At 72.9% G+C, this 25919-nt stretch carries 25 protein-coding genes; 10 read left to right on the forward strand and 15 right to left on the reverse strand.

Annotation, left to right across the window (positions count from 1 at the left end; genetic code table 11):
* Positions 1–55 precede the first annotated feature (55 nt).
* The 5 genes from GPA10_RS26285 (at position 56) to GPA10_RS26305 (ending at position 5554) form a co-directional block, all read left to right on the forward strand.
* Complete coding sequence (locus tag GPA10_RS26285; protein ID WP_157167647.1) at positions 56–1159, forward strand: DUF1611 domain-containing protein; 1104 nt, start codon at positions 56–58, stop codon at positions 1157–1159.
* A gap of 107 nt (positions 1160–1266) precedes the next feature.
* Positions 1267–2583: an ATP-grasp domain-containing protein gene (locus GPA10_RS26290; protein ID WP_157167648.1), complete on the forward strand. Its 1317-nt coding sequence runs from the start codon at positions 1267–1269 to the stop codon at positions 2581–2583.
* 35 nt (positions 2584–2618) lie between these two features.
* The gene (locus GPA10_RS26295) at positions 2619–3395 is read left to right on the forward strand and encodes an iron-containing redox enzyme family protein (RefSeq protein WP_058847649.1); all 777 of its coding nucleotides are present in this window, start codon (positions 2619–2621) and stop codon (positions 3393–3395) included.
* 159 nt (positions 3396–3554) lie between these two features.
* A complete protein-coding gene (locus GPA10_RS26300) occupies positions 3555–4436 on the forward strand; it encodes a phytanoyl-CoA dioxygenase family protein (RefSeq protein WP_157167649.1) in 882 nt (293 codons plus the stop codon).
* Positions 4433–5554: an LLM class flavin-dependent oxidoreductase gene (locus GPA10_RS26305; RefSeq protein WP_343041341.1), complete on the forward strand. Its 1122-nt coding sequence runs from the start codon at positions 4433–4435 to the stop codon at positions 5552–5554. Before GPA10_RS26300 ends, GPA10_RS26305 begins: the two co-directional genes overlap by 4 nt.
* Positions 5555–5572: 18 nt before the next feature.
* Here GPA10_RS26305 and hemC read toward each other — a convergent pair whose 3' ends face one another.
* From hemC to GPA10_RS26330, 5 genes are all read right to left on the reverse strand, one after another.
* On the reverse strand, positions 5573–6508 hold the full coding sequence (hemC, locus tag GPA10_RS26310; protein WP_157167650.1) for a hydroxymethylbilane synthase: 936 nt from the start codon (positions 6506–6508) through the stop codon (positions 5573–5575).
* A gap of 119 nt (positions 6509–6627) precedes the next feature.
* On the reverse strand, positions 6628–8133 hold the full coding sequence (locus GPA10_RS26315; RefSeq protein WP_343041342.1) for an MFS transporter: 1506 nt from the start codon (positions 8131–8133) through the stop codon (positions 6628–6630).
* Positions 8134–8223: 90 nt separating this feature from the next.
* Positions 8224–9915: an MFS transporter gene (locus GPA10_RS26320; protein ID WP_246259770.1), complete on the reverse strand. Its 1692-nt coding sequence runs from the start codon at positions 9913–9915 to the stop codon at positions 8224–8226.
* Positions 9916–10032: 117 nt separating this feature from the next.
* The gene (locus GPA10_RS26325) at positions 10033–11349 is read right to left on the reverse strand and encodes a cation:proton antiporter (protein WP_157167651.1); all 1317 of its coding nucleotides are present in this window, start codon (positions 11347–11349) and stop codon (positions 10033–10035) included.
* Positions 11350–11353: 4 nt separating this feature from the next.
* Positions 11354–11824 (reverse strand): cation:proton antiporter regulatory subunit, encoded by a 471-nt coding sequence (locus tag GPA10_RS26330; RefSeq protein WP_058847653.1) that lies wholly within the window; start codon positions 11822–11824, stop codon positions 11354–11356.
* 67 nt (positions 11825–11891) lie between these two features.
* Between GPA10_RS26330 and GPA10_RS26335 the strand changes: the two genes are divergently transcribed.
* Positions 11892–12107: a hypothetical protein gene (locus GPA10_RS26335; protein ID WP_157167652.1), complete on the forward strand. Its 216-nt coding sequence runs from the start codon at positions 11892–11894 to the stop codon at positions 12105–12107.
* Here GPA10_RS26335 and GPA10_RS26340 read toward each other — a convergent pair.
* Complete coding sequence (locus GPA10_RS26340) at positions 12104–12394, reverse strand: hypothetical protein (RefSeq protein ID WP_058847654.1); 291 nt, start codon at positions 12392–12394, stop codon at positions 12104–12106. The two genes, GPA10_RS26335 and GPA10_RS26340, sit on opposite strands and share 4 nt — an antisense overlap.
* A 236-nt stretch (positions 12395–12630) precedes the next feature.
* On the opposite strand from GPA10_RS26340, the gene GPA10_RS26345 reads away from it, so the two are divergent.
* A complete protein-coding gene (locus GPA10_RS26345; RefSeq protein WP_157167653.1) occupies positions 12631–13107 on the forward strand; it encodes a DUF3592 domain-containing protein in 477 nt (158 codons plus the stop codon).
* An 80-nt stretch (positions 13108–13187) separates the two neighbouring features.
* Here the strand turns inward: GPA10_RS26345 and GPA10_RS26350 are convergent, their stop codons facing one another.
* Both GPA10_RS26350 and GPA10_RS26355 read right to left on the reverse strand, forming a co-directional pair.
* Positions 13188–14729 carry an ATP-dependent DNA ligase gene (locus GPA10_RS26350; RefSeq protein WP_157167654.1) on the reverse strand — a complete coding sequence of 514 codons (1542 nt, stop codon included), beginning with the start codon at positions 14727–14729 and terminating at the stop codon, positions 13188–13190.
* Positions 14730–14835: 106 nt separating this feature from the next.
* Positions 14836–16161 (reverse strand): carboxyl transferase domain-containing protein, encoded by a 1326-nt coding sequence (locus GPA10_RS26355; RefSeq protein WP_343041352.1) that lies wholly within the window; start codon positions 16159–16161, stop codon positions 14836–14838.
* Between the two features lie 237 nt (positions 16162–16398).
* Between GPA10_RS26355 and GPA10_RS26360 the strand changes: the two genes are divergently transcribed.
* On the forward strand, positions 16399–16818 hold the full coding sequence (locus GPA10_RS26360; RefSeq protein ID WP_058847658.1) for an SsgA family sporulation/cell division regulator: 420 nt from the start codon (positions 16399–16401) through the stop codon (positions 16816–16818).
* Positions 16819–16882: 64 nt separating this feature from the next.
* On the opposite strand, the gene GPA10_RS26365 is transcribed toward GPA10_RS26360, so the two are convergent.
* The 3 genes from GPA10_RS26365 to GPA10_RS43790 all read right to left on the reverse strand — a co-directional run bounded on the left by GPA10_RS26365 (position 16883) and on the right by GPA10_RS43790 (position 19354).
* Entirely contained in the window at positions 16883–17788 is a 906-nt protein-coding gene (locus GPA10_RS26365) for a dihydrodipicolinate synthase family protein (RefSeq protein ID WP_157167655.1), read from the reverse strand.
* Positions 17788–18585, reverse strand: coding sequence for an aldolase (locus GPA10_RS26370; protein ID WP_058847660.1), 798 nt, complete (start codon positions 18583–18585; stop codon positions 17788–17790). Before GPA10_RS26370 ends, GPA10_RS26365 begins: the two co-directional genes overlap by 1 nt.
* A 181-nt stretch (positions 18586–18766) precedes the next feature.
* Positions 18767–19354 (reverse strand): helix-turn-helix domain-containing protein, encoded by a 588-nt coding sequence (locus GPA10_RS43790; protein ID WP_079086286.1) that lies wholly within the window; start codon positions 19352–19354, stop codon positions 18767–18769.
* 192 nt (positions 19355–19546) lie between these two features.
* Here GPA10_RS43790 and GPA10_RS26380 point away from each other — a divergent pair, with 192 nt between their 5' ends.
* Together GPA10_RS26380 and GPA10_RS26385 are read left to right on the forward strand one after the other, a co-directional pair.
* Entirely contained in the window at positions 19547–20611 is a 1065-nt protein-coding gene (locus tag GPA10_RS26380) for an aminoglycoside phosphotransferase family protein (RefSeq protein ID WP_246259772.1), read from the forward strand.
* A gap of 98 nt (positions 20612–20709) precedes the next feature.
* The gene (locus GPA10_RS26385) at positions 20710–21432 is read left to right on the forward strand and encodes a siderophore-interacting protein (protein WP_343041343.1); all 723 of its coding nucleotides are present in this window, start codon (positions 20710–20712) and stop codon (positions 21430–21432) included.
* Positions 21433–21463: 31 nt separating this feature from the next.
* Here the strand turns inward: GPA10_RS26385 and GPA10_RS26390 are convergent, their stop codons facing one another.
* From GPA10_RS26390 to GPA10_RS26405, 4 genes are all read right to left on the reverse strand, one after another.
* Positions 21464–22477: a Gfo/Idh/MocA family protein gene (locus GPA10_RS26390; protein WP_343041344.1), complete on the reverse strand. Its 1014-nt coding sequence runs from the start codon at positions 22475–22477 to the stop codon at positions 21464–21466.
* Positions 22474–23799 carry a D-alanyl-D-alanine carboxypeptidase family protein gene (locus GPA10_RS26395; RefSeq protein WP_157167656.1) on the reverse strand — a complete coding sequence of 442 codons (1326 nt, stop codon included), beginning with the start codon at positions 23797–23799 and terminating at the stop codon, positions 22474–22476. Before GPA10_RS26395 ends, GPA10_RS26390 begins: the two co-directional genes overlap by 4 nt.
* Before the next feature lie 141 nt (positions 23800–23940).
* On the reverse strand, positions 23941–24459 hold the full coding sequence (locus GPA10_RS26400; RefSeq protein WP_058847704.1) for a GNAT family N-acetyltransferase: 519 nt from the start codon (positions 24457–24459) through the stop codon (positions 23941–23943).
* Between the two features lie 223 nt (positions 24460–24682).
* Positions 24683–25918, reverse strand: coding sequence for an MFS transporter (locus tag GPA10_RS26405; RefSeq protein ID WP_343041345.1), 1236 nt, complete (start codon positions 25916–25918; stop codon positions 24683–24685).
* Between the last annotated feature and the right edge of the window lies 1 nt (position 25919).

The raw sequence follows: 25919 nt of genomic DNA on the forward strand, positions 1-25919 counted from the left end.
CACGTACCACCGCAATCGAACCGTCCCGTACCACCGCAATCGAACCGTCGAACCCATGGAGGAAGACGTGGATCAGTTGAACCACGCGGAGCTGGTCGACAAGGACTTCGTGCTGTTCGCCGAGGGGTGCTTCGGACTCTTCACGAGCAAGATCGCCGCCTCGCTGATCCGCTACCGCGGGGACCGCTGCGTCGCCGTGATCGACAGCCGCAAGGCCGGCCGGACCGTTCAGGACGTCCTCGGCTACGGCGGCGCGATCCCGATCGTCGGCCGCGTCGAGCACGCTCTGCCCCTGCGCCCGGAGGTCCTGGTCGTCGGCAAGGGACTGCACTCCGCCGAACTGCCCTCCGGCTGGAAGCCGCACCTCCTCACGGCCGTCCGGAGCGGCCTCCACCTGATCAACTCGATCCACTACCGCCTCACCGACGACCCGGACATCGCCCGTGCCGTCCGCGAGCAGGGCGTCACCGTCTGGGAGACCAAGGACGCCCCGGTCGTGCCGCTCAACAAGGCCCGCGTCCTCGACCTGGACACCTGGGTCGTCCACACGTGCGGCAGCGACTCCAACATCGGGAAGAAGACCGCCGCCCTGCAGATCTGGCACGAGGCCAACCGCAGCGGCATCCCCACCGGCTTCGCCGCCACCGGCCAGAGCGGCATGCTGATCTCCGGACACGGCATCGCGGTCGACGGCGTACCCGGCGACTTCATGGCAGGCGCGGTCGAGCACGTCGTGACGGAGGCCGCCGCCGGCAACGAATGGGTCGTCGTCGAGGGACAGGGGTCCCTCAACCACATCGGGTTCAGCGGCGTCGCCCTCGCCATCCTCCACGGGGCCCTGCCGCACGCCCTGGTCTTCTGCCACCGCCTCGGCGCCGAGCGGACCAAGGTCTGGGAGACGCCCATCATCCCCCTCCCCGAGCTCATCCGCATGAACGAGGAGCTCACCGTCTTCGAGCGGCCCGCGGAGACCGTCGCCGTCAGCGTCAACAGCGTCGGCTTCACCGAGGAGGACTACCGCAAGGAGGCCGAGAAGCTGGAGGCCGACACCGGACTGCCCGTCGTCGACCCGGTCCGTGCGGGCGGCGCCGCCCGGCTCGTGGACATCCTGCGCGCCCACCGGCGCGAGACCGCGGACCGGCAGTGGGCCCGCCGGTGAGGACTGCGGGCGCAGTCAGGACTGAGGGCCCAGTCAGGACTGAGGGCCCAGTCAGGACTGCGGCACCGGCGACGAAAGCGGCCCCCGGACTGCGAGGAGACGCACAGATGAACAAGGCGATCCTGCTCCTGATGCACCAGGGCACGTCGTACACCGAGGAGATCGCCGCGGCCACCGCCCGGCTCGGACTGACCCTGGTCGCCCTCAGCTCCCGGCCGGAAAAGCCGGCGGCCCTGGACACCAGCCGCCGCCACGTGGCGGACTGCCTGGTCACCGAGGAACCCGAACTGCACTCCGGAGACGTCGAGAAGGCCGTACGCGAACTCGCCGACCGGGGCCACCGGGTCGAGGCCGCCCTCGCCACCTTCGAGGGCTACCGGCTCCTGATGGCCGAGCTCAACGAGCGGCTCGGCGCACGCGACAGCGCCGAGCCCGCGCTGCGCCTCTGCCTGGACAAGTACGAGCTGCGCCGCCGTCTGCTCGCCGAGGGACTGAGCGAGGTCCGGGTCCACCGGATCGCCCCGGGCGCGCCCCCCGGTCTCGACCCCATGGCCCGCTGGTTCGTCAAACCGGTGCGCGGTGCCTCGTCCTTCGCGACCTTCGTCCTGGACGACGTCGACGACCTGGCCGACCTGCCCGCGATCCAGGCGCAGATGCGCGCCGACCGGCGCATGCGGGCGATCTTCATGGACCGGTACGACTTCCTGGTCGAGGAGTACGTCGAGGGCCCGGAGTTCAGCTTCGAGACGTTCCTCCTCGACGGCCGGATCCACCACCTGTGCGTCCACGAGAAGGCCCGCGTGGAACGCCTTGAGCGGACCGTCCTGGAGGGCATGTCGGTCAGCCCGCCCATGAGCCTCGACCGCGCGCTCGTCCTGGAGGGAGCCGACCACGTCACCCGCTGCCTCGCCGCGCTCGCGGGGCACGGTCTCACCGACGGCGCCCTCCACGTCGAGGTCAAGTACTGGGAGCCCAGGAAGCGCTGGGAGATCATCGAGATCAACCCCCGGATGGGCGGCAGCCTCATCGACGCGAGCGTCCAGGCCGTCACCGGGCACTCCCTCCTCGACCTGTGGACCGAGTCCCTGCTGCTTCCCGGCGCCGAGCGGGACGCCTTCCACGACCGACTCACCCGCGCCTCCCAGCTGGAGGCCCTGCGCACCGGAGCGCCCACCCGGGCGACCGTGTTCCTCAGCAAGTACGGGGAGAAGGGGCGGACCGTCGACACGATCCGCTTCGAGCCGCCCGTCCGCCCGCCCCGCATCCTGCGTGTCCACGTGGCGGAGGGAACCGAACTGGAGGCGTCCGACCGGGGGATCTGCCTGATGGACGCCCTGTGGGACGTGGCGCCCGACTGTCTGGTCGCCGAGACGGACTTCCTCGACCGGCACGCCACGGAGCACTTCCAGGTCCGCTACCGCTGACCACCGACCACCGACCACTCTTGAAGGAGAACGCGATGAACCGTGTGCAGAGCACCGGGATCACCCACCCGAAGCCGTTCTACACCGAGGAGCAGAGCCGTCTGAAGAAGGCCGAACTCGACCGCTACCTGGACAAGAAGATGGCGGAGTGGAAGGCCACCGTGCCCTTCGCCGCACACCTGACCGAGCCGGAACTCCACCAGGCGTACTACCGCCGCACCCTCATCGAGCACGTGTGGCGGATCCGCCTCTCCCGGGTCAGCCAGTCCAAGGCCATCTACAAGATCGCCCAGGTCGCGCCGCGGGCCGCCCGCGACTACGCGCAGTACCAAGCCGACGAGATGCTCCACGACAAGCTGTACATCAGCGACGCCGCGGCCGCCGGAGTCACCGAGGAGGAGATCCTCGCGACCGAGCCCTACCTCTCCACCCGCCTCTTCGAGGGCTTCTTCTACTACGCCCTGGAGCACGAGTCGGCCCTCGCCCCGGTCGTCTCCAACTACCTGGTGGAGTACACCCAGGTCAAACTCCAGCCGGCCATCGTCGCGAACCTCCAGAAGCGGCTCGGCAAGGAGAACGTCAAGGGCCAGGCCGCCCACCTCCACGTCGACACCACCGAGGACCACTCCCAGGAGATGTGGGACATCCTCCACCAGCTGATCTTCAGCGAGGAGGACTACCAGCAGGTCTTCAAGTACATCGACGACGTCCAGGAGATCCTCGCGATGTTCTTCCGGGAGATCTACGCGGACACCGTGGCCCGGCACGCCGAGACCACCCAGGCCGCCCCGACCGTCGAGACCGCCGTGTGACCCGCTCGTACCGGCCCACGCCGCCCGGCAGAGAGAGCAGGCAGAGAGCCGGCAGACCAGCAGACCAAGAGACCGGCAGACCAAGAGACCGGCAGACCAAGAGACCGGCAGACCAAGAGACCGGCAGCCCAAGAGACCAGCAGAGAGGAAAGCCCGGACATGTCCGCAACCCACACGGCCGCACTGGTCAAGGAGTACCGCGAGAACGGCTTCGCCGTCGTCGAGCGTCTCTTCGATCGCAGTGAGGTGGCCGAGCTCGACACCGCCATCACGGAGATCCTCGACGTCCCCGACATCGGCACCGTCGCCGAGGTGGAACCGGGCGACAACGCCATGGCCCGCCGCATCTGGTCGCCCACCGCGCAGCACGCCGCGTTCGAGCGGGCCGCCGCCCACCCCGCACTGCTCGACCACGTCGAGGCGCTCATCGGCCCCGACATCCTGTTCCACTACAGCAAGCTCCATCTCAAGGCCCCGCACGTGGGCAGTGTCGTGGACTGGCACCAGGACTTCGCCTACTACCCCCACACCAACACCGACCTGGTGACGGCCCTCGTCTACCTCGACGACACCACCACCGAGAACTCCGCCCTCCAGGCCGTACCCGGCTCGCACCGGCGCGGCCTCGCCGACCACTACGCCGGCGGCTACTTCCGCGGCAAGGTGGCGGGCGCCGACGCCCCCGAGCCGGAGCTCGCCGTGCCCATCGAGGCGCCCGCGGGCAGCGTCGTGTTCATCCACTGCCTGCTCCTGCACTACTCGTCGCCGAACCGCTCCGACCGGTACCGCCGCGCCTACCTGCCGGCCTACCGGGCGGCCGACGCCTACCCGATCCACTTCGGTGCGCACGCCGGTCACAACGAGCCCGGAGTGAAACTGCTGCGCGGCAGCGTCTCGGACACGGCACGGGTGGAGGCCGGGGCGTGGCGCCTCCCGCTAGCGGAGCGCCCCTTCGGCTCGCTCTTCCAGCTCCAGGAGGGCGCCGACAAGGCCGCGGCCGCGGCGAACACCGGGTACGCGACGCAGGAAGAGGCGAAGTGACAGCGGACCGGCACGAACGCGAGCTGAGAGTGCACTGGAACTCGCCGCTCAGCGGGCAGCAGAAGGCGTCGGGGAAGTACCGGACCGGCGAGCTCGACTTCGACGGGATCGTCGACTTCGCACGGGAAGCGGACCGCCTGGGCGTCGACTCGCTCCTCATGGGGATCGGCTTCCACATGCCCGATCCGCTCCCGATGCTCGGCGCCCTGGTCCGCGAGACCCGTCGCGTCAAGTTCCTCCTCGCCTACCGTCCCGGGCTGCTCCCGCCGACGCTCTTCGCCCAGGTGGTCAACACGGTCTCGTGGATGTCGGACGGGCGGATATCCCTCAACCTGGTCGCGGGCACCTCCCCGGCTGAGCAGGCGTACTACGGGGACTTCCTCGCCCACGACGAGCGCTACGCACGCTCCGGCGAGTTCCTGGACATCCTCCACCGGCTCTGGCGCGGCGAGACCCCGCTGTCCTACGAGGGCGACCACTACCGCATCGAGGACGCGCGGCTCGGCCTGGGCTACAAGGGCGGGGGCCGGCCCGAGATATACATCAGCGGGGCGTCCGAGGTGGCCCGGCGGACCGCCGTGGACCACGGCGACTGCTGGCTGCGGTACGGCGACACCCCCGAGGGCCTCGCCGCGGCGGCGGAGCCCGTCCTGGCGCGGGGCGGCCGGGTGGGAACGCGCATGCATGTGCTGGCGAGGGAGAGCCGGGCGCGAGCGCTGGCGGATCTCACCGCGATGATGCGCGATCCCGACGAGGAGCACCGCGAGCGGATCGCCGCTGCCGTGGCCTCCTCCGACTCCGTCGCCGTGCACACGTCCTTCCGGCTGGCCGAGTCGGCGGACGCCGACTGGCTCTCTCCCATGCTGTTCTCCGGTGCCGTGGCCTATCGCGGCGGTCCGGCCCTCTGCGTCGTGGGCAGTTACGAGGAAGTCGCGGCGTACCTCTACCGGTACAAGGAGGCAGGGATCAGCGAGTTCATCTTCTCCGGCTGGCCGACGAGGGAGGAGATGCGGATCTTCTACACCCGTGTACTGCCGCTGCTGCGCCGCCTGGAACGCGCCGGGCGCCGCGCCGACCGTACGAGGGTGGACACACCGGTGTCCGCTCGTGCCCGGTGAGCGAGCGAGCCAGTGGGCTCAGTGCGCGATGGAGTCGATCAACTCCCGCGCGCCCTGCCGCAGCAGGGTCACGGCGACGGACGTGCCGAGGGTCGCAGGGTCGAGGGGGCCGGCCCATTCGTGGGCGTTGAGCACCCTCTTGCCGTCGGGCGTGAACACCTTCGCGCGCAAGGACAGGTCACCGCTCGGCTCGCAGCGGGCGTAGCCCGCGATCGGCGAGTTGCAGTGTCCCTGGAGCACGTGCAGGAACATCCGCTCGGCGGTGGCCTCCCGCCAGGCGTTCCGGTCGCCGAGGCCGCTCACGGCGTCGATGGTCGTGGCGTCGTCCTCGCGGCACTGGAGGGCGAGGATCCCGGCACCGATGGGCGGGCACATCGTCTCGACGGAGAGGATCTCGGAGATGTGCTCCGTCGCGCCGATGCGCTCGAGACCGGACACGGCGAGCAGCAGCGCGTCCGCCTCGCCGCCCGCCAGCTTCGCCAGCCTGCGGCCCGCGTTGCCGCGCATCGGTACGCAGGTCAGATGCGGGTGGGACGCGGCGAGCTGGGCGATGCGGCGCACCGACGAGGTGCCGATGCGGCTGCCCGCGGGCAGGTCGTCGAGGGTCCGGCCCGCGGGGTCGATCAGCGCGTCGCGGATGTCGTCGCGCTGGAGGAACGCGGCGAACGTCGTGCCCGCGGGCAGCGGCCGGTCCGCCGGTACGTCCTTGACGCAGTGCACCGCGAGATCGGCCTCCCCGGCGAGCAGCGCCGCGTCCACCTCCTTGGTGAACGCGCCCTTGCCGCCGAGCGCGGACAGGTCGCCCATCCAGCGGTCCCCGGACGTGGTCACGGGCAGCACCTCGGTGCGGATGCCGGGGTGGCGGGCGGCGAGTTCGGCGCGTACGCGCTCCACCTGCGCGAGGGCCATGGGGGAGGAGCGGGAGACGATGCGGATCAGCTCGGGAGCGGACATGCCGTACACCATAGGGCCTGCCGCTCGAGCTTCCGCAGTGGAGGCTGCGCCAACTGGGTTGTCGGCGTCGGTGGTTGGGCCGACGGGGGTGCGTCTGGGACAATGCGCCGTCCGCCGCGTCAGCGCTCGCGGCCGCACTCCCCCGGCTCCAGGGGCGGGGACGTCACCGCCATGTTGGCCGTGCAGTGCGGGGTGTTGCCCTCCTCGCCGTGCCAGTCCTCGGGGCGCGGCCGGACGAAGGCGAGGGCCGCGAAGGACGCCAGGGCGAACAGGCCCGCGCAGCCCCAGGCCGCTTTGCCGAACGCGCTGTCGAGGGCGTCCGGGTCGGCGTACGCGGTGCCGGTGAGGCCCACCGCGAGCGGCAGCGCGGCGACGACGAGGAGCTGCGCGATGCGGGCCGCCGTGTTGTTGACGCCGCTGGCGAGACCGGCGCGGCCCGCGTCCACCGACGCGAGCACGGTCGCCGTGAGCGGGGCCACGAACAGGCTCATGCCGAGTCCGAGGACGACGACGGCGGGCAGCACGTCGACGGCGTACGAGGCTCCGGGGCCGATCCGCAGCATCAGCAGGACACCCGCGGCGGCGATCAACGGGCCCGCGGACAGCGGCAGGCGGGGGCCGACCCGCCGCGCCAGGTCGCCCGCGGGCGCGGAGAGCAGCAGCATCAGGACGGTGATGGGCAGGGTGGCCGTACCGGCCTGGAGCGCGTCGTAGCCGACCGTCGTCTGCAACTGCACGGGCAGCATGAACAGGATCCCGCCGATGGCCGCGTACAGACACAGCGTCATGGCGTTCGCGGCGGAGAACAGGCCGGAGCGGAACAGTTCGAGGGGCAGCATCGGGTCGCGGCGGCGGTGCTCGACGAGCAGGAACACCGCGCCCGCGGCGAGCCCGACGAGCCCCGGCACCACGGTAGTGAGGACCGACGCGTCACCGGAGGCGCCGATCAGCGCGAAGCTCACGCCCGCGAGGAACAGCGCGGCGAGCACCGCGCCCAGCACGTCGAACCGCTGCCCGGCGGCGTGCTCGTCGTGGCTCTCCGGCACGTGCCGCGCCGCCACCAGGACGAGCGCCGCCAGCGGCACGTTGATGAGGAAGATCCAGCGCCAGCCCGGCCCGTCGATCAGCCAGCCGCCGAGGAACGGGCCGACGGCGCCCGCGACGCCGCCGAGACCCGACCACGCGCCGACCGCCCGCGCCTGGTCCCGCGGCCGGAACGACGCGCGCACCAGGGCGAGGGAGCCGGGCGTGAGCAGGGCGCCGCCCACACCCTGGAGGGCCCGCGCCGCGATCAGGGTGCCCACGTCCTGAGCGAGGCCGCACAGCGCGGAGGCGAGCGCGAACCACACGACGCCGATGACGAGCGTGCGGCGGCGCCCGATGCGGTCGCCGAGCGCTCCGCCGAGGAGGAGCAGCGCGGACAGCGTCAGCATGTAGGCGTTGACCACCCACTGCAATGAGGAGATGGACGCGTCCAGGTCGCGGCCGAGGGTGGGCAGGGCGACGTTGACGACCGTGCCGTCGAGCATGGCCATGCCGGACGCAAGGACGGCGCTCGCGAGGACCCAGCGGCCCCGCGCGGAGGCCAGGGCCACGCCATCGGCGCCACCGGGCGACGCCGTCACCGGACCACCACCCTTCTGCCCTGCCGGCCTGCTGACCTGATCGTGTGGGGGCGTCTGCGTCCCGGTCGTGCGGAACGCCTGCGCGCCCGCCTACATGTGGACGGCGCCGTCGTTCATATGGCTGTTGGCGGGACGCCCCCTGCGATAGAGCACGACCGTAACGGCGAAGCCGACGGCGAAGAAGAGCGCCGACCACCAGTACGCCGTCTCATAGCTCCGCATCTGTGCCTCGGCCTGCGCCTGCGGGGTCGGTCTGCGGCCGGAGAGGTAGTTCGAGGCGGCGGTCGTGGCGAGGGTGTTGAGCAGCGCGGTGCCGATCGAGCCGCCCACCTGCTGGCTGGTGTTGACCATCGCGGAGGCCACGCCCGCGTCGTGCGCGGCGACGCCCGCCGTCGCCATGCTCATCGCCGGGGCGAAGATCAGACCGAGGCCGAGACCGGCGACGAGCAGCGGCGGCAGCACGTGCAGTCCGTATCCGCTGGTGGTCTCAAGGGCCGTCAGCCAGGCCATGCCCACCGCCGAGAGCGCCATGCCGAGCGGCACGATCGGCTTCGCGCCGAACCGCGGCACGAGCACGTTCGTGGTCAGCACGGACACCACGACCATCACCGCGACCATCGGCAGGAACGCGAGGCCGGTCTTGATGGGTGTGTAGCCGAGGATCTGCTGCATGTAGTACGTCAGGAACAGGAACACGCCGAACATGCCGGCGCCCGAGATGAACATCGCCAGGAACGACGCGCCCCGGTCCCGGTCGAGCACCACCCGCAGCGGGAGCAGCGGATGCGCGGCACGCGTCTGCCACCAGGCGAAGGCCGTCAGGAGTACGGCCCCGATGACGAGGAAGCCCCAGGTCAGCGGGTCGCCCCAGGCGTGGGTCTCGGCGTTGGAGAAGCCGTAGACGATGCAGAACAGGCCCGCGGACACCAGGACGGTGCCGGGCACGTCGAGCCTCGGCCGGTCGTCCGGGGCGCCGGGGTGCAGCAGCCGCGCACCGCCGATCATCGCGATCGCGGCGAAGGCGAGGTTCACGTACAGGCACCAGCGCCAGTCCAGGTACTCCGTCAGGACGCCGCCGAGCAGCAGCCCGACCGCCGCGCCGGAGCCCGCGACGGCGCCGTAGATGCCGAACGCCTTCGCGCGCTCGCGCGGATCGGTGAACGTCGTCGTGAGCAGCGAGAGCGCGGCGGGCGCGAGGAGCGCGCCGAACACGCCCTGTAGGGCGCGGGCCGCCACCAGCATGCCGAAGCTGGTGGCCGCGCCGCCCACCGCGGAGGCCACCGCGAACCCGGCGAGGCCCGCGAGGAACACGCCCTTGCGGCCGACCAGGTCGGCGATGCGCCCGCCGAGCAGCAGCAGACTGCCGAACGCGAGGGCGTAGGCGGTGACGATCCACTGCCGGTTGCCGTCGGTGAAGCCCAGGTCGCGCTGCGCGGACGGCAGCGCGATGTTCACGATCGTCGCGTCCAGGACCACCATGAGCTGGGCGATGGCGATGACGGCGAGGATCAGCCAGCGGTGCTCGTGCTTGCCGCCGGTGTGCTGCGGCGCCGCGGTGGCCGACGGGGCGGCGGTGGCGGGTGGGGCCGGTTGCGACGCGGGTTGCGGTATGCCCTCCGGTATGGCGTCCGGGCCGGGGGTGGCGGGGCCTTGGGGGCCACCGGGGCGTCCAGGGCCTTCAGGGGTTCCAGGGGTGCCAGGGGTTCCGGGACCTCCTGAGCCGGAGGCCCCGGAACTTGCGCCTGGGCCTGAGTCGGGGCCGGGGCCGGGCGAGCGGTCCATGGTGACCTCCAGACCCCCCTGCCTCGAGTGCCTCCAGCAACGCCCCCGTCACACGCTAAGCGCCCCGCCTCGGCCCCGCGACCCGGCCGATCACCGGGGTGCTCACGGGCCGAGGCCCTACCGAGGCCCGCGCCCGCCCGGCTCGTCGGTCGGCACGGAGTGCGCCGCGGGAGCGGCGGGCTCGTCCGTGGGCACGGGGTTCGCGGCAGGTGCGGCGGGCTCGTCCGTCGGCACGGCGTGCGTGGCGGGAGCGGCGGGCACCCCGGCACCGGTGCGCCCCGTCACCTTCCCGACCAGCGCCGCGACCGGCTCCGCGTAGCGCGCGGTGAGGGGGCCGATGACGACCAGGATGAGGACGTACGCCGTGGCCATCGGGCCGAGGGACGGCTCGACGCCCGCCGTGACCGCGAGGCCCGCGATCACGATGGAGAACTCGCCGCGGGCGACCAGGGCGCCACCGGCACGCCAGCGGCCCTTGACGGAGATCCCGGCCCGCCGCGCGGCCCAGTAACCGGTGGCGATCTTCGTGCACGCGGTGAGGGCGGCGAGGGCGAGCGCCGGGAGCAGCACCGGAGGAATGCTCGCCGGGTCGGTGTGCAGGCCGAAGAAGACGAAGAACACGGCGGCGAACAGATCCCGCAGGGGAGCGAGCAGGCTGTGCGCGCCCTCGGCGACCTCTCCGGACAGCGCGATGCCGACGAGGAACGCGCCCACGGCGGCGGACACCTGGAGCTGCTGCGCGATGCCCGCGACGAGGATCGTGAGGCCGAGGACCACCAGGAGCAGTTTCTCCGGGTCGTCGCTCGACACGAACCGCGAGATGACGCGGCCGTAGCGCACCGCGACGAACAGCACGAGCCCGGCGGCGCCGAGCGCGATCGCCAGGGTGAGACTGCCCGCGGCCAGGCCCACGCCCGCGAGGAGCGCGGTGATGATGGGCAGGTAGACGGCCATGGCGAGGTCCTCGAGGACGAGGATGCTCAGGATGACGGGCGTCTCGCGGTTGCCGAGCCGCCCCAGGTCGCCGAGGACCTTCGCGATGACGCCCGAGGACGAGATCCAGGTGACACCGGCGAGGACGACGGCGGCGACGGGCCCCCAGCCCATCAGCAGGGCGGCGGCCGCGCCGGGCAGCGCGTTGAGCGTGCAGTCGACGATCCCGGCCGGGTACTGGGTCTTGAGGTTGCTGACGAGATCGCTGGCCGTGTATTCGAGGCCGAGCATCAGGAGCAGCAGGATGACGCCGATCTCGGCGCCTATGGCGACGAACTCCTCGCTGGTGCCGAGCGGCAGGATGCCGCCCGTACCGAAGGCCAGCCCGGCGAGGAGGTACAGCGGGATCGGGGAGAACTGGAAACGGCCGGCGAACCGGCCGAGGAGCCCGAGCGCGAGAATGATCGCGCCGAACTCGATGAGCAGAACGGCAGAGTGCATGCGCTCACTCCCGGCCGAGTATCTCGGCGGCGCCCTCGACGCCTTCCCGGGTGCCGATCACGATGAGGGTGTCCCCGCCCGCGAGCCGGAAGTCGGGCGTGGGCGAGGGGATGGCCTCGGCCCGTCGCAGCACCGCGACGACCGACGCGCCGGTCTCGGTGCGCAGCTGCGTGTCGCCGAGGACCCGGCCGTTCCAGTGCGAGGTCGCCGCGACCTCGATCCGCTCGGCGACCAGGCCCAGATCGGTGGTGTGCAGCAGATTGGGGCTGTGGTGCGTCGGCAGCAGCGCGTCCACCAGCGCGGCGGCCTCCCCGGAGCCGAGCCGTACGGAGAGCGCGCAGGCGTCCGGGTCGTCGGAGCGGTAGGCGCTGAGCGTCCGGCTGCCGTCCCGGTGTGCCACGACGGACAGCCGCTGCTGTTCGCGTGTGGTCAGGTCGTAGCGCATGCCGATGCCTGGCAGCGGCGTTCGGCTCATACGTGATGCGGACACAGCTCTCCCTGGTGGGGGTGGGTTATTTCGTGCTCATGCCACCTTATCGGTCATGATTTTGCCGATACTTGATGGTCTGCGGCGGGACAGTGACGCCGGGCAGGGCCGCTCCGCCGCGCCACGGATACTAGATGCTTCAACATTCCACGATCATGTCGGCATTCCCACCGACGTTTCCACCGGCGTTCCCACCGACGCTCCCGCCGGCGGCCTCGACGCCGCCGAGGCCGCGCGGGCGGTGACGCTCATGAGGCCGGAGAGCCGCTAGCTCAGCCCCGCGATGTCCGCGGCCTTGCCGGCCATGGTCGTCGTTCCGGTGACGTTGGTCGTGGTGAAGCGGTCGGTCTCCAGACGGTCGACGGTGTCGGCGAGCGCCCCGACGGTCTCGGCGAGGTGGAAGTCCTTGACCGGGTTCTTCAGAGCCTCGGTGCTGAGGTTCTTGTCGAGGAGCTGAGGGCTCCCGCCGGGCGACTCGTGGCTGGCGACGGCGGGGGACGCGGCCCCCAGCGCCATCGCGATTCCGACGACTCCGGCAGCGGCCTTGGCGATGTTCACGTGCGGTATCCCTTCATCGGGCGCGCGCCCGGGGGAGCGCGACGACTTCGCCGTCGCTGCGCCGCATCGCGGGGCGCTGGGCGCGCTGCCGGAACAGGTAACGCCGTCCGGCCCGCGGAGGTGACGCCGGATCACTCGTCCGCCGCGCCCCCGGCACCGCGCAAGATCGGCCGACTGTGGCGCAGCCCGGACACCGGCGTCACACCCCCGGCACGGCCGCCGGGCACGCTGACGGCATGACCCACATGACCACGCGGGCTCCGCGCCCCAGGGTGAGCCGGGGCGTCAAGCGTTTCTGGCTCGGCGCGCTGCTCGTCGTCGCAGGCTCGGTCGTCGTCACCCTGTTCGGATACGTGGGGCACTCGCGGGTGCTCAGGCTCCAGGAGCACGGTGTCTTCGTCCGGGGCACGGTCGTGGCCGTCACCACCGACGGCGACGGCCGGACGAGGAGCCTCACCGTGCGGTTCCGGCCCTCGGCCGGAGGCGGCCCCGTCACCGCCGAACTGCCGACGTCGCCGCCGCTGCCGAAGGCGGAGGAGGGCCGCCCCATCGACGTCGTGTATCACACCGACGACACCTCCGACGTGCTGACGAAGGCGCAGGTGCGCAACGAGGAGCCGGACCTGAACCCGCTGTCGGTCTCGGGTCTCCTCGTCATCGGCGGCGGCCTGTTCGTGGTGGCGTCGGCGGCGTGGCGGCCCCGCCGCCGCTGACGGGACCGGTACCGGCACCGGTGGCCCCGCCGCCGTACCCGGCGCACGCACACACCCACGCCCACACGCACGCGCTCGGGCTACGGCTCGTCGTACCGGGCGAGCACCGTCTCCACCGTGTCCGCCTCCTCGGGAGGCTTGTCCTCCCGGTACCGCACCACCCGCGCGAACCGCAGCGTCACCCCCGCCGGATAGCGCGTGGAGCGCTGCAGCCCGTCGTAGGCGATCTCCACGACCAGCTCGGGACGGACCCGCACCACGTACCCCTCCTCCTCGACGGCCAGCGCCCGCAGCCGCTCGGTCTGCCAGGTGAGCATCGCGTCGGTCATGCCCTTGAAGGTCTTGCCGAGCATGGCGTACGTCCCGTCGCCGCGCCGCGCCCCCAGATGCAGGTTGGACAGCTTCCCCGTGCGCCTGCCGTGCCCCCACTCGGCCGCAAGGACCACGAGGTCCAGCGTGTGCACGGGCTTGACCTTGAGCCAGGAGGCGCCCCGGCGGCCCGCGCTGTAGGCCGCGTCGAGCCCCTTCAGGACCGCGCCCTCGTGGCCGCGTGCGAGGGTCTCGGCGAAGAACGCGTCGGCGGCCCGGCGGGCCTCGTCGTCGGCGGGGTCGGGCACCAGGGTGCGGCGGACCCGCATGGGCTCCGGCACCAGGCGCGCGAGGCGGGCGTGCCGTTCGTGCAGCGGCAGGTCGAGGAGGTCCTCGCCGTCCGCGGACAGGGCGTCGAAGAAGACGGGGGACAGCGGCAGCTCGGCGGCTGCCGCGGCCACGTCGAGCCGCGACCCCACCCGCCCGGCGATGTCCTGGAAGGACCGCGGCCGCCCGTCGGGCCCGAGCGCGATGACCTCGCCGTCCAGGATGAACCGCGCACCCGCCAGCTCCTGGACCACGGAGGTCACTTCCGGCAGCCGGGCGGTGATGTCGTCGAGCCTACGGGTGTAGACGCGTACGTCGGTGCCGTCCCGGTGCACCTGGACGCGGATGCCGTCCAGCTTCTCCTCGACGACGCACGGCCCCAGCTTGTCGATGCCCTCGCCCACGGACGGCGCGCTGTGCGCCAGCATCGGCTGCACGGGCCGCCCCACCGTCAGCCGGAACTCGTCGAGCGCCTCCGGGCCGCGCGCGAGCACGGCCCGCGCGACCGGGGCGAGCGCCCCCGCCAGCATCACCGCCCGCCGCACCGGCGCCGCCTGCGCCCCGGTCGCACGGGCGAGCCCCTCGGCGGCCACGGCGTCCAGGGCACCCTGACGCACCTCACCAGTCAGCAGACCCAGCAGGAAACGCTGCTCGTCCGCCGTCGCCCGGCCCAGCAACTCCTGCGCGAGCCGCCTCCGCTCGGCCTGCGCGCCCGCCCCCGCGACCCCGGCGAGCGCGGTGAGGGCCGCGTCCACGTCGCCCACGGTGAGCGTGGCCTCCGCCGCCGGTCCGACCGGGTCCTTCAGGGCGTTCCACCCCACGCCGATGCGGCCCTGCGGCAGCCGTCCGGCGAGATAGGGGATGACGAGCGGTACGTCGTCGGGCTCCGCCGCCCGGAACAGCTCGGCCAAAAGTTCGATCTTGCGCGACCGCGCGGACGTCGCGGCCACACCTTTGGACACCTCCGCCACCCGGACAAACAACATGCGGCCATCCTGCAACGCGGCACCCGATCCCGCACGGCACGCGCAGCGGCCCCCGCGCGCGACGGGGTACCGAGCCTGCCCGCCCCGGCACGCCCACGCCCGGGACTCAGCCCGCCGCTCCGCCCACGACCCCGCGTACGACACCGAGCTCGACCAGGTCCTGTGGCCGCAGCCGGAGCCGTCCTGCCAGGTCCGGGACGTCCGCGTGCGGCAGTTTCAGGATGGCGGCCGCGGCTTCGGGACCGATGACGGAGAAGTAGCTGTCCGGCGTGGCCCAGGTGGCGGCGGGCGCCGCGAGGGCGAGGGCGCCGCCAGAGCCGCCCTCGCCGATCACCAGGGACGTGACGGGGACGCGCGCCGCGGCCACCGCCGCGAAGACGTCGGCGATGGCCGCGCCCGCGCCCGCCCGCTCCGCCGCCGCGTCGTTGGCGGCGCCGGGGGTGTCGACGAGGGTGAGGACGGGCACCGAGAGGCGGTCGGCGAGGCGGATCAGGCGGGCCGCCGTGCGGTAGCCCGCGGGCCGGGTGGGTGTGCCCGTCTGGGCCGCGTACGCGATCGACCGGCCTGCGCGCAGTCCGAAGCCGCACAGCACCGTGTCGTCCGCGCCACCGCAGCGGTCGCCGCTCAGCGGCTCGCGGACGTCGAACCAGGAGTCCAGATAGGCCTCGGCACGCGGACGTCCGGCGGCGCGGGCCCGGTGCACCGCGTCCCACCCGGTGGCGGGCAGGGACGCGGCGCCGAGGGCACGCGGCGGCTCGGGCGCGCCGGTCGCGGGCGTGGTGAGCAGCCGCAACCAGCGCCCGAGGCGGGCGGGCAGCAGGTCCGGTGCGACGACGGCGTCGACCGCGCCCGCGGCGAGCTGGCCCTCCGCCGTGTACGCGGCCGGGTCCGCGTCCGGCGGTCTGACGCGCGACCCGGCGAAGCCCACCTGTGCGCCCGGCAGCGCGAGGACCACGTCGGCGCCCGCGCCCAGCGTGGCCCAGCCGCCGCCCGTCGTCGGGTCGGTGACCACCGCGATCTGCGGCAGCCCGGCCGCGCGGTTCAGGACCGACTGGGCGGCCACGCGCTGGAGCTGATGCAGGGCGCGCATGCCTTCCTGCATGCGGCTGCCGCCGGTCGCGATGAGGGAGACGAGCGGGAGGCCCCGTTCGCGAGCGGCCGTGTAGGCCGCCTCAAGCCGGTCTCCGGTGCGTTCGCCGAGCGAGCCGCCCAGGTACCGGAAGTCGAAGGACAGCAGGACGGCCGTCTCGCCCGCGACCGTCGCGGTCCCGGCGATCACGGACTCCGTCTCGCCGGTACGCCCCCGCGCGAGGGCCCGCGCGTCGTCGTACCCCGCCCACGCGAGCGGCCCGTCCTGCCGCTCCGTCCGCGGCGGGTACGGGAGCTCGGCGAAGTCCGACGCCAGCGCGGCGACGGCCGCCCGCGCGGGCACGCGGCCCGGTGCGGGAGGCGCCCCGGAGGGCGACGGCGGGGAGGGGCGGCCGGACGGCGGGGGCGCGGGCGCGGAAAGAGGGGGCACGCCTCGTACTCCTACCCCCTGCGGTCAGGAATGTCCGACTTATCGGAGGGGAGTGGTGCAGGTCACATAGATATCTCTGTGCACTTCCGTAATACGGGCACCCGCAACGGGGTCGAAAGGGCAAGGAAGCAGGAGAAGTGGAGAACGACCATGGCCGTCACGCTCGAACAGTCCGCCCGTGCCCGTCTGATCACCCCCGAGGGGCGTGAACGGCCCATCCCCGTGACGCTGCGCTACACCGAGGCCGACCCGCTCGCCGTGCAGATCTCCTTCCCGCCCGAGGTGTCCCTGGACGGCGCCGAGGTCACCTGGGTCTTCGGCCGCGGCCTCCTGGAGGCCGGCCTCAGCGCTCCCGCGGGCACCGGGGACGTGCACATATGGCCGTGCGGCAGGGCGCGCACGGTCCTGGAGTTCCACGCGGTCCACGGACTCGCCCTCGTCCAGTTCGACCGTGCCGCCCTGCGCCGGTTCCTGATGCGGTCGTACGCGGTGGTGGACGCGGGCGACGAGGAGGCGGAGGCGGACAGCGACCTCGACCGGAGTCTGCACCAGCTCCTCGGCGGAGTGTGAACGGCCGGGACGGGACCGCGGTGCCGTCCCGGCCCTATGGTCCATCGACCGGGCCAGGACCCGATCAGGTCAGGAGCGGATGCGAGGCCAGCCGGTCGAGGATCGTCCTGAGTTCCCTCGTCGGCTCGTCGGGGAGCGGCAGCAGAGGTGGCCGCGGCGCGCCGGCACCGCGTTTCTGCAGTTCGAGTCCCGCCTTGACGGCTCGGGGGAGTCCATGGCCGACGATGAACCGGAGGAAGGGCAGCAGCTCCGCCAGGAGGGCGTCGGCCCGTCCGTCCTCGCCGCCGGTCGCCGCGGCGTGGAGCGCCAGGGTCCACTGCGGGACCAGGCAGGGCGCCGCGGTGCACCACCCGGCGGCGCCGGAGTGGAAGGCTTCGAGCGCGACGGGGTTGCTGCCGTTGTAGACCGACAGCGCTCCGTCGGACAGGTCCTGGAGGGACCGGAACCGGGGCACGATCCCGGAACTCTCCTTGACCATGGTCAGGTTGGGGATCGTGCGGGCGAGCGCGACCACCTTCTCCGGTTGCAGGTCCACGCCGCTGGTGCCCGGGTTGTTGTAGAGCATCATGGGCAGGTCGGTCGCCGCGGCCACCGTGCCGTAGTGCCGGGCGAGTTCGGCGTCGGTCAGCTTCCAGTACACCTGTGGCAGCACCATGATCGCCGTGGCGCCGTTGCGGGCGGCCACGCGGGCCCGGCGCACCGTGCCCTCCGTGCTCCAGTGCGAGACGCCGACCAGGGTGGGGACGCGGCCCGCGACCGTCTGGAGCGTGGTCTCGCAGACGGCGTCCCACTCCGTCTCGCGCAGATAGGCGCTCTCTCCCGTGCTGCCCAGCGGGGCGATGCCGTGGCTGCCCGCGTCCACCAGGTCGTCGGTGAGCCGGCGCAGCGCGTCCAGGTCGACGTCGCCCGTGGCGGAGTCGAAGGGGGTGACGGGGTAGGAGATGATGCCCTTCAGCGGCGGGTTCGCCATCAGAGTTCCACCTGCCCCGAGACGCAGTCGGGATGGTTGCGCAGCGCCTTGCGGGCGTAGTAGGCGAAGTTGGCCTTGCTGCGGCGGTCGGTGCCGGTCCAGTCGTGGGCCTCGCGGGCCAGTACCGGGTCGAGGGGCTCGATGGTCCCGGCGGCCATGGCGAGCAGTTGCAGGCGCGCGGCGCGTTCGATGAGCACCGCCAGGTTGCAGGCCTCCTCGACGGTCGCTCCGGTGACCAGCTGGCCGTGGTGGGCCAGGAGGATGGCGCGCTTGTCACCGAGGGCCGCGGAGATGATCTCCCCCTCCTCGTTGCCGACGGGCACGCCGGGCCACTCCTTGAGGAAGGCGCAGTCCTCGTACAGCGGTGTGGTGTCCATGTGGGAGATCACGAGGGGGACTTCCAGCATGGCCAGTGCGGCGGTGTGCAGGGAGTGTGTGTGGACGATGCAGTTCACGTCCGCGCGGCTGCGGTAGATCCAGGAGTGGAACCGGTTGGCGGGGTTGGGCATGCCGTCCCCCTCCAGTACGTGCAGGTCCTCGTCGACCAGAAGGAGGTTGTCCTCGGTGATCTCGTCGAAGCCGAGGCCGAGGCGCTGGGTGTAGTAGGTGCCGGTCTGCTGTCCGCGGGCGCTTATCTGGCCCGCGAGTCCGGAGTCGTGTCCGCCGTCGAAGGCGATGCGGCAGGTCAGGGCCAGCTTCTGTCGCGTGGTCAGCTTCGAGTCGCCGAAGTGGTCGTCCATCAGCCGCTGCGCGCGGTCGACGAGTGTGCCCTTCGTGTCTCGGAGGGTCTGTGCCATCGTCCTGCTCCAGTCCCCGGGGCCGTCTGCCGACGCACCCCGCGTCCGATTCGTGCCGCCGGAAGGCGACACCGGGAGGAAACAGGATTTACGATAGGACACCTTGTGTCATGCCGCAATGGGGGCGGGCGGGGCGGGGCTGGGGACGGGTGCGGCTGCGGTGGTACGGCGTCGACGATGCTCAGGGAAGCCGCAGACCCGGCGCGGCCGCTGCGTCCGCGTGGACGTGGGCGTGGGCGTCCGAGACGAGGAGGAGGACCGCGGCGCGTTCGGTGCCGAGGGAGCGGAGCTTGTGCGGCTGGGTGGCCTTGAAGTAGGCGCAGTCGCCCGGTCCGAGGGTGATGGTGCGGGAGGGGAGGATGAGTTCGGCACGCCCGTGGTGGACGAAGAGGAACTCCTCGCCCGGGTGGTCGCGGAAGGGTACGGGTCCGGCGTCGAGCGGAGGGTGGAGCATGAAGGGGGTCATGCTCTTGGTGCCGGCCTCCAGGGCCATGCCCTCGTAGCGGGTCCCCGCCTCGTCCTCGGAGGTGAGCGGCCGGCGTTCGCCGGCCCGGGTGACCGTGACGTCCGTGAGCTCCTCGGCGTCGGCGAAGAGGTTGTCGAGGGGTACGTCGAGAGCTTTCGCGAGCGAGGCGCTGATGGCGATCGACGGGACGCTCTGGCCGCGCTCGATCTTGGACAGATAGCTCTTGGTGACACCTGCGCGGTCGGCCAGCGTCTCCAGGGTCATGAGGCGTTCCTTGCGTAGCTGTCGCACCCGGTTGATCACTGCCGTGTTCCCTTCACTGCCATGTTCCCTTCGCCTGGCCCGCGGCGCGCGATGCCCGGGGCGGCACCCAGTATGGCCTGCCGGTTCCTGGCCACCGGCGCGCCGAAGTGCAGGGCCGACCTCGTCGCTCCGGGCGCCTGGCGGCGGGCGGCGGAGACGGGGGTGCGTACGGCCTCAGTAGTGTGACCTCGCATGACCGACACCGACACCGACATCGACATCGACGGCGGCACCGACACCGACACCGGCACCGGGACCGACATCGACACCGGGACCGGGACCGACATCGACACCGGCGCTGCGACGGGCACCGGGGCCGGCGCGGACGCTGATACCCGCGTCGAGATCGAGATCACCGCCGACCTGGTCCGCGACCTGCTGCGGGAGCAGCATCCGGACCTCGCGGGGCTTGCCGTCCGCGAGGTGGCGGGTGGCTGGGGCAACCAGATGTGGCGCCTCGGGGACGAGCTGGCCGTGCGCATGCAGCGCATGGACCCCACTCCGGAACTCCAGCTCAAGGAGCGGCGGTGGCTCCCCGTGCTGGCCCCGCGCCTGCCGCTGCCGGTGCCGACCCCGGTGAGGTCCGGCGAGCCGTCCGCGCGCTTCCCCAAGCACTGGACCGTGATGACGTGGGTTCCCGGTGAGCCGCTGGACCATGCCACGATCACCCGCGGCGCCCACGCGGCCGACGCGCTGGCGGGCTTCCTGCGGGCACTCCACGTGGAGGCGCCTGCCGAGGCTCCCGTCTCCACGGACCGCGGCGCCCACCCGAGGGACTGCGCGAAAGGGTTCGAGTACTTCTTCCAGTCCGTCGCCCTCGACGCCGCCGGTGTCGCCGACGCCGACGCTACCGATGTCGCCACCGGCGTCCGGGCCGTCTGGGAGGACGCCGTCGCGGCCCCCGCGTGGGAGGGCCCGCCGGTGTGGACGCACGGCGACCTCCACCCCGCGAACGTCGTCGTGACGGACGGCACGCTCTCGGGCGTCGTCGACTTCGGCGACATCTGCGCCGGTGATCCGGCGTGGGACCTGGCCGCCGCATGGGTGCTGCTGCCCGCGGGGGCGGCCGCGCGGTTCTTCGACACCTATGCGCGTGCGGACGAGGCGGCGATCCGGCGCGCCCGCGGGCTGGCCGCCATGAAGAGCCTCTTCCTGATGCTCATGGGGCAGAACGGGGACCGAGGTCTTCCCGGAGGCAAGCCGCACTGGGGACCTGTGGGCCGGGCGGCTCTCGACCGTGTCCTGAAAGGCGTGTGACGGGCGTTCGGCGATCGGGCAGGACCCCCTTCGAGAGTAGGTTAGGCTAACCTAACTCGATCAAGTGTGGTCGGGTGTTCCGAGGGAGGGGGGCCACAGTGGGCCACGGCTGGGAAGGCGTCGTCCTCAAGCTGCTGCGCGGCAAGGACTTCACGTTCACGGTGACCGGCGCGGACGACGTGACCGGGCACTACCGCCGCATCCACGTCACCGACGGCGGGATGCTGGCGCAGACCGGGGTGCACCCCACGATGTGGGTGCGGCTGTGGTTCGACGACGCGGGCAAACCCCATCAGCGCGCCTACACCCTCGTGGATCCCGACCCGGCGGCGGGCACGTTCACTCTGGAGTTCGCCCTGCACGACGGCTGCGCGAGCGAGTGGGCGCGCAAGGCCGCGCCGGGCGACACCATCGACGCCACCGTGCAGGGCACCGGCTTCGACGTGCCGGAGCCCGCCCCGTCACGGCTCCTGGTGGTCGGTGACGCCGCCTCGCTCCCGGCCGTGAACTCCCTGCTGGCCTCGCTGCCGGGGACCCCGGCCACGATCTGGTTCGAGACCCAGCACGCCGACGACCGGGACCTGGACCTGCGGACCGACCCCGCCCTGCACGAGGTGCACTGGGTGGAGCGCACCCGGGGAGTGGCCCGGGAGGCCAGGGACGGACTCGCCGAAGCCGTCGACGCCGAGCCCGACCCGTACGTGTGGATCACCTGCGACACCACGACGACCCGCGCCCTGAACGCGTACGTCCGCAAGGACCTCGCTGTGCCGCGGCACCGGATCCACGCGCTGGGCTACTGGCGCCCCGGCAGGCACTGACGCCCCGCGGGAAAGCGCGTGAGCCGATCGCTCAGCGGTACAGGCCGGGCCGCTCCGCGAGGTGGACCTCGACCCGGCCGCCGTTGGCCAGGGCCCGCACCCCCGCCTCGGCGACGGCCGCCGCCGCGTACCCGTCCCACGCGCTCGGTCCCCCGACCCGCCCCTCGCGCGCGTCCGCCACCCACGCGCGCACCTCGCGGTCGTACGCGTCGGCGAACCGCACCACGTAGTCCCGCGGGATCTCCCGCTGGGCGCGGCCCGCCGACCGCACCACCATCGCGGGCTCTTCGCCGATGCGGGCGCTGCCGCTCTCGCCGACCGCCTCGCAGGTGACCTCGTAGCCGAAGCCGCAGTTGACGAAGACCTCCACGTCCACGACGGCACCGGCGTCCGTCTCGAAGAGAACCAGCTGCGGGTCCTGCAGACCGGCGGGCGCGCTCGCCGACGCGCGCGGCCTGACCACGGTCACGGCGGTCACCTCCTGGCCGAGGAGCCAGCGGGCGGCGTCGATCTCGTGCGACACCGAACTGCTGATCAGCGTCGCGGACGTGAAGTGCGGGGGCGAGGCCACATTGCGGTGGCGGCAGTGCAGCAGCAGTGGCCTGCCGATGCCGCCCGCGTCGAGCAGCGCCTTCAGCCGCCGGTACTCGGTGTCGTAGCGGCGCATGAACCCCACCTGGATCAGCCGCCGCCCGCCCCGGGCCTCGGCCCGCACCACGCGCAGCGCGGCTGCCGCGTCGTGCGCGAGCGGCTTCTCGCACAGCACGGGCAGCCCGCGGTCGAGCGCCGCGAGCAGCGCCTCCTCGTGCGCGTGGTCGGGCGAGGCCACGAGCACCGCGCCGACGCCGGGCTCCGCGAGCGCGGCGAGCGGATCGGCGTGCACGCGCACATCGCCGAGTCCGGCCACGGCGGCGCCGCCCCGCGCCCGGTCGGGATCCGCGACGGTCACGACGTGCGCCCCGACGACGGAGCGCGCGAGGCGCCGTACGTGGTCGGCGCCCATGTGGCCCGCACCGAGCACGGCCACCCCCAACGACTCGCTCACCGAAAGAACTCCCCTCCCGAGGCCCTGCGTCGGGCCACCGTAGCCGCCCGCCGCCGACGCACGATCACCAGGCACCCGGCGAGCACGGCGGCCGAGCCCACGCCGACGAGCACCAGGGCGGGCCAGTCCGAGCCGTCGTCGGACGCGGCGGAGGACACGATCGCCGCCGCAGCGGTCCGCTGGTCCCGGTCCGGGGCCTTGCGCGGCTTGGCGGGCAGCAGCGACCCCACCGGCTGGACGCGGCCGACCGCGGCGAAGCCCCAGTCGAGCAGCGACCTGGCCTCCTCGTACACGGCGAAGCCGCCCCTGCTCGGGTTCATCACCGTCACGAGCACGGTGCGGGTGCCGCGGTGGGCCGCGGCGATGAGCGTGTGCCCGGCGCCGCTGGTGTAGCCGTTCTTGACGCCGATCAGGCCGGGGTAGCGCTCCACGCCGTCCGCGCCCGTCAGGAGCCGGTTCGTGTTCTGGATGGGGTACGACCAGTTGCCCTGGGGGAAGCGTGCCCTGGCCGTCGAGCAGTAGCGGGCGAACTGGGGATCGGCGAGTCCGGCCCGGCCGAAGACCGCCAGGTCGAACGCGGACGAGACCTGGCCCGGGGCGTCGTACCCGTCGGGCGAGACCACATGGGTGTCCCGGGCGCCGAGTTCGCGGGCCTTGGCCCGCATCTGCCGCACGGTGTGCCGCCAGCCGCCGTTCATCTCGGCGAGGACGTGCACGGCGTCGTTGCCGGAGCTGAGGAACACCCCGCGCCACAGGTCCGCCACCCGGTAGCTGCGGCCCGCGTCGACGCCCACCAGGCTGCTGCCGCCGCCGACCTTGCGGAGCTCGCCGTGGGTCACCGTGTGCGGGGTCTCCGGGTGCAGCCGGTCCAGTGCCGCCAGGGCGAACAGGGACTTGAGGGTGGACGCGGGCGGCAGCCTGCGGTGCGCGTTGTGGGCGGCGAGCACCTCGCCCGTGCGGGCGTCGGACACCAGCCAGGAGCGGGCGGTCAGGTCACGAGGGGCGGGCGGGGCACCGGCTGCCGGGCGCACTTGGGTACCGGGCCGGTCGAGCAGGGACGAGGAGTACGAGGAGTACGGGGAGGACGAGGGGTACCGGGAGGACGAGGAGTACGAGGAATACGGGGAGGAAGAGGAGTACGAGGAGTACGCAGACAGCGGCTTCGGGGGTGCGGGTTCGGCACCGGCGGCCGGCCCCGACAGACCGGCGGCCGGTGCCGCGAGGCAGACCGAGGCGCCGGTGGCGAGGGCCGCGGCGCGCAGGGCGGTGGCGCGCAGGGCGGTGGCACGCCCGAGCGGACGCGAAAGGTACCTGATGACCATTCAGCCACCGTAGAAGCGGGCTCCCAACTGCGCAGTTCTGCTTGGCCCGGGTGGCTGTACCGGGCTCGGCGGCTGCTCCGGCCGGGCGGTTCGCGCGCTCGGTACGCATACCCGAGGGCGACCGTGTCCGTGGGAGGGCGGCTACCGCTGCCGCTCCTGGTCCCGGACCCGGGCGAGGTCCCCGGCCACGGCACGGAACGTGACCGTGTCCCCGTCCGCGCCGACGCGCCGCAGTCCGGCCTTCTCCAGGACGCGGACGGACGCCGGGTTGGCCGACTCCGCCGTCGCGTGCACGGTGTCCACGCCGGGTGCGGTCAGGGCGTACGCGACCAGCGCACGGGTGGCTTCGGAGGCGTAGCCCCGGCCGCGGCGCGAGGCGACGATGCCGTACCCGATCTCGATCGCGCCGTCCGTCGGCGGCCAGAACAGGCCGATCGAGCCGACCACCAGGCCGCCGTCGCGCTCGGTCACCAGGCGGTGGCCGTAGCCGGTGAGGCCCTCGGGGTGCTCGGTGAGGAAACCGGCGACGACGCGGTCGCCCTCGGCGGGGAAGTCCGGCGCCCACCCGGCCGGGCGGGAGCCGTCGAGGACGGCGGCGAGTTCGGCGGGCGTCCACGGCCGCAGCACGAGCCGTGCCGTGGTCAGGCCGGTGCCCGTCACCCGGTAGCCGGGGGAGGGCGGTGCGGACTGCGGGGAGGGCGGTGCGGACTGCAAGGAGGGCAGTGCGGACTGCGGGGAGGGCAGTGCGGACTGTTCGGACTGTTCAGAGGGAAATGCGGAAGACATGCGGTACTCCTGGTCGTTCGGGACGACCGGGCCGCGGGTCAGCTCCGCGCGGCCCGGACGAGGGCATGCTGATGAGGGGCCCGGCAGGCCATATTCATCAACCTCCCTCACTGGAGCGGCAGTCGTCGGCGGGCGCGGAGCGCACACGCGTCGGCGGATCATAACAAGGGGCCGGTGCGGGGGCTGCTTCCGGCATCGCGGGCTCGTGCAGGGACCGCAGCAGCAGCCAGCCGGCGGCGGGCAGCACGATCAGGGGCGCGAGGGCCGTCTGGAGGGACGTCGCGTCGGCGAGCGCGCCGATGGCGGGGCTCGCCACGCCGCCGACGCTGACGGTCAGACCGAGCGTCACACCGCCCGCGGTGCCGACGCGCCGCGGCAGATAGTCCTGCCCCAGCGTCACATGCAGGGAGAAGGGCACGTACAGCCCCGCGGAGGTGAGCGCGACGAACAGGTACAGGAGGGGTCCGGGCACGAGGACGACCCCGGCGACGGCGAGCACGCTCAGGGCGTACGACCACTTCACCACCGTGACGCGGCTGTGCCGGGTGGCGAGGCGGCCCCCGACGACCGTGCCCACGGCCCCGCCGAGATAGAGCACGAACAGGGCGGCCGTACCGGCGAACTCACCGCCGGAGGTGCGCTCCCGTACGTACAGCGCGATGAAGGCGCTCAGGCCGACGAAGACGATCGACCGGCACACCACGGCACCGGAGAGCCGCAGGAAGGAGGGCCAGTCGTCGTGGCCGCCGGCGTCGCCGCCGCGCGCGGCCGCGGTGGCCGTGCCCGGTGCCCGCAGCGCGCGCAGCGCCACCGCGCACAGGGCGGCGCCCGCGACGGCGGGCACGACGAGCAGCGGGGACGCGCCGAGCCCCCCGGTCGCGATCACGGTGGCGACCAGCAGCGGCGCTGTTGCGAAGCCGATGTTGCCGCCGAGCGAGAACCAGCCCATCGCGGTGTGGCTGCCCCGGCTGGCGACGCGCGCCATGCGGGCGGCCTCGGGGTGGTACGCCGCGACGCCGATCCCGGAGACGGCGACGACCGCGAGGGTGAGGGCGTAGGAGCCGCCGACGCCGCTGAGCGCCACGCCCGCGCCGCCCACCAGCGAGCTCACCGGCAGCAGCCACGGCATCGCCCACTTGTCGGTGAGCGCCCCGAACAGGGGCTGCACCACGGACGAGAGGAGCGAGGCGGCGAGGACGATGCCGGACGCGGCGGCATAGGAGTAGGCGCGCTCGGACACGAAGAACGGTACGAGCGCGGCGACCGAGCCCTGGTACACGTCCACGCAGGCGTGGCTGAGGGACAGCAGGGTGAGGGGTTTGTTTGTGGACACC

It is taken from the genome of Streptomyces typhae (assembly GCF_009755605.1).
Lineage (GTDB): Bacteria > Actinomycetota > Actinomycetes > Streptomycetales > Streptomycetaceae > Streptomyces > Streptomyces typhae.

What these genes read in the sequence shown, in the direction of transcription:
- GPA10_RS26285 (WP_157167647.1), top strand. Translation starts at nt 56, where the DNA reads ATGGAGGAAGACGTGGATCAGTTGAACCACGCGGAGCTGGTCGACAAG.
- GPA10_RS26290 (WP_157167648.1), top strand. Translation starts at nt 1,267, where the DNA reads ATGAACAAGGCGATCCTGCTCCTGATGCACCAGGGCACGTCGTACACC.
- GPA10_RS26295 (WP_058847649.1), top strand. Translation starts at nt 2,619, where the DNA reads ATGAACCGTGTGCAGAGCACCGGGATCACCCACCCGAAGCCGTTCTAC.
- GPA10_RS26300 (WP_157167649.1), top strand. Translation starts at nt 3,555, where the DNA reads ATGTCCGCAACCCACACGGCCGCACTGGTCAAGGAGTACCGCGAGAAC.
- hemC (WP_157167650.1), bottom strand. Translation starts at nt 6,508, where the DNA reads ATGTCCGCTCCCGAGCTGATCCGCATCGTCTCCCGCTCCTCCCCCATG.
- GPA10_RS26320 (WP_246259770.1), bottom strand. Translation starts at nt 9,915, where the DNA reads ATGGACCGCTCGCCCGGCCCCGGCCCCGACTCAGGCCCAGGCGCAAGT.
- GPA10_RS26325 (WP_157167651.1), bottom strand. Translation starts at nt 11,349, where the DNA reads ATGCACTCTGCCGTTCTGCTCATCGAGTTCGGCGCGATCATTCTCGCG.
- GPA10_RS26330 (WP_058847653.1), bottom strand. Translation starts at nt 11,824, where the DNA reads ATGAGCCGAACGCCGCTGCCAGGCATCGGCATGCGCTACGACCTGACC.
- GPA10_RS26335 (WP_157167652.1), top strand. Translation starts at nt 11,892, where the DNA reads ATGATTTTGCCGATACTTGATGGTCTGCGGCGGGACAGTGACGCCGGG.
- GPA10_RS26345 (WP_157167653.1), top strand. Translation starts at nt 12,631, where the DNA reads ATGACCCACATGACCACGCGGGCTCCGCGCCCCAGGGTGAGCCGGGGC.
- GPA10_RS26350 (WP_157167654.1), bottom strand. Translation starts at nt 14,729, where the DNA reads ATGTTGTTTGTCCGGGTGGCGGAGGTGTCCAAAGGTGTGGCCGCGACG.
- GPA10_RS26360 (WP_058847658.1), top strand. Translation starts at nt 16,399, where the DNA reads ATGGCCGTCACGCTCGAACAGTCCGCCCGTGCCCGTCTGATCACCCCC.
- GPA10_RS26365 (WP_157167655.1), bottom strand. Translation starts at nt 17,788, where the DNA reads ATGGCGAACCCGCCGCTGAAGGGCATCATCTCCTACCCCGTCACCCCC.
- GPA10_RS26370 (WP_058847660.1), bottom strand. Translation starts at nt 18,585, where the DNA reads ATGGCACAGACCCTCCGAGACACGAAGGGCACACTCGTCGACCGCGCG.
- GPA10_RS26380 (WP_246259772.1), top strand. Translation starts at nt 19,547, where the DNA reads ATGACCGACACCGACACCGACATCGACATCGACGGCGGCACCGACACC.
- GPA10_RS26395 (WP_157167656.1), bottom strand. Translation starts at nt 23,799, where the DNA reads ATGGTCATCAGGTACCTTTCGCGTCCGCTCGGGCGTGCCACCGCCCTG.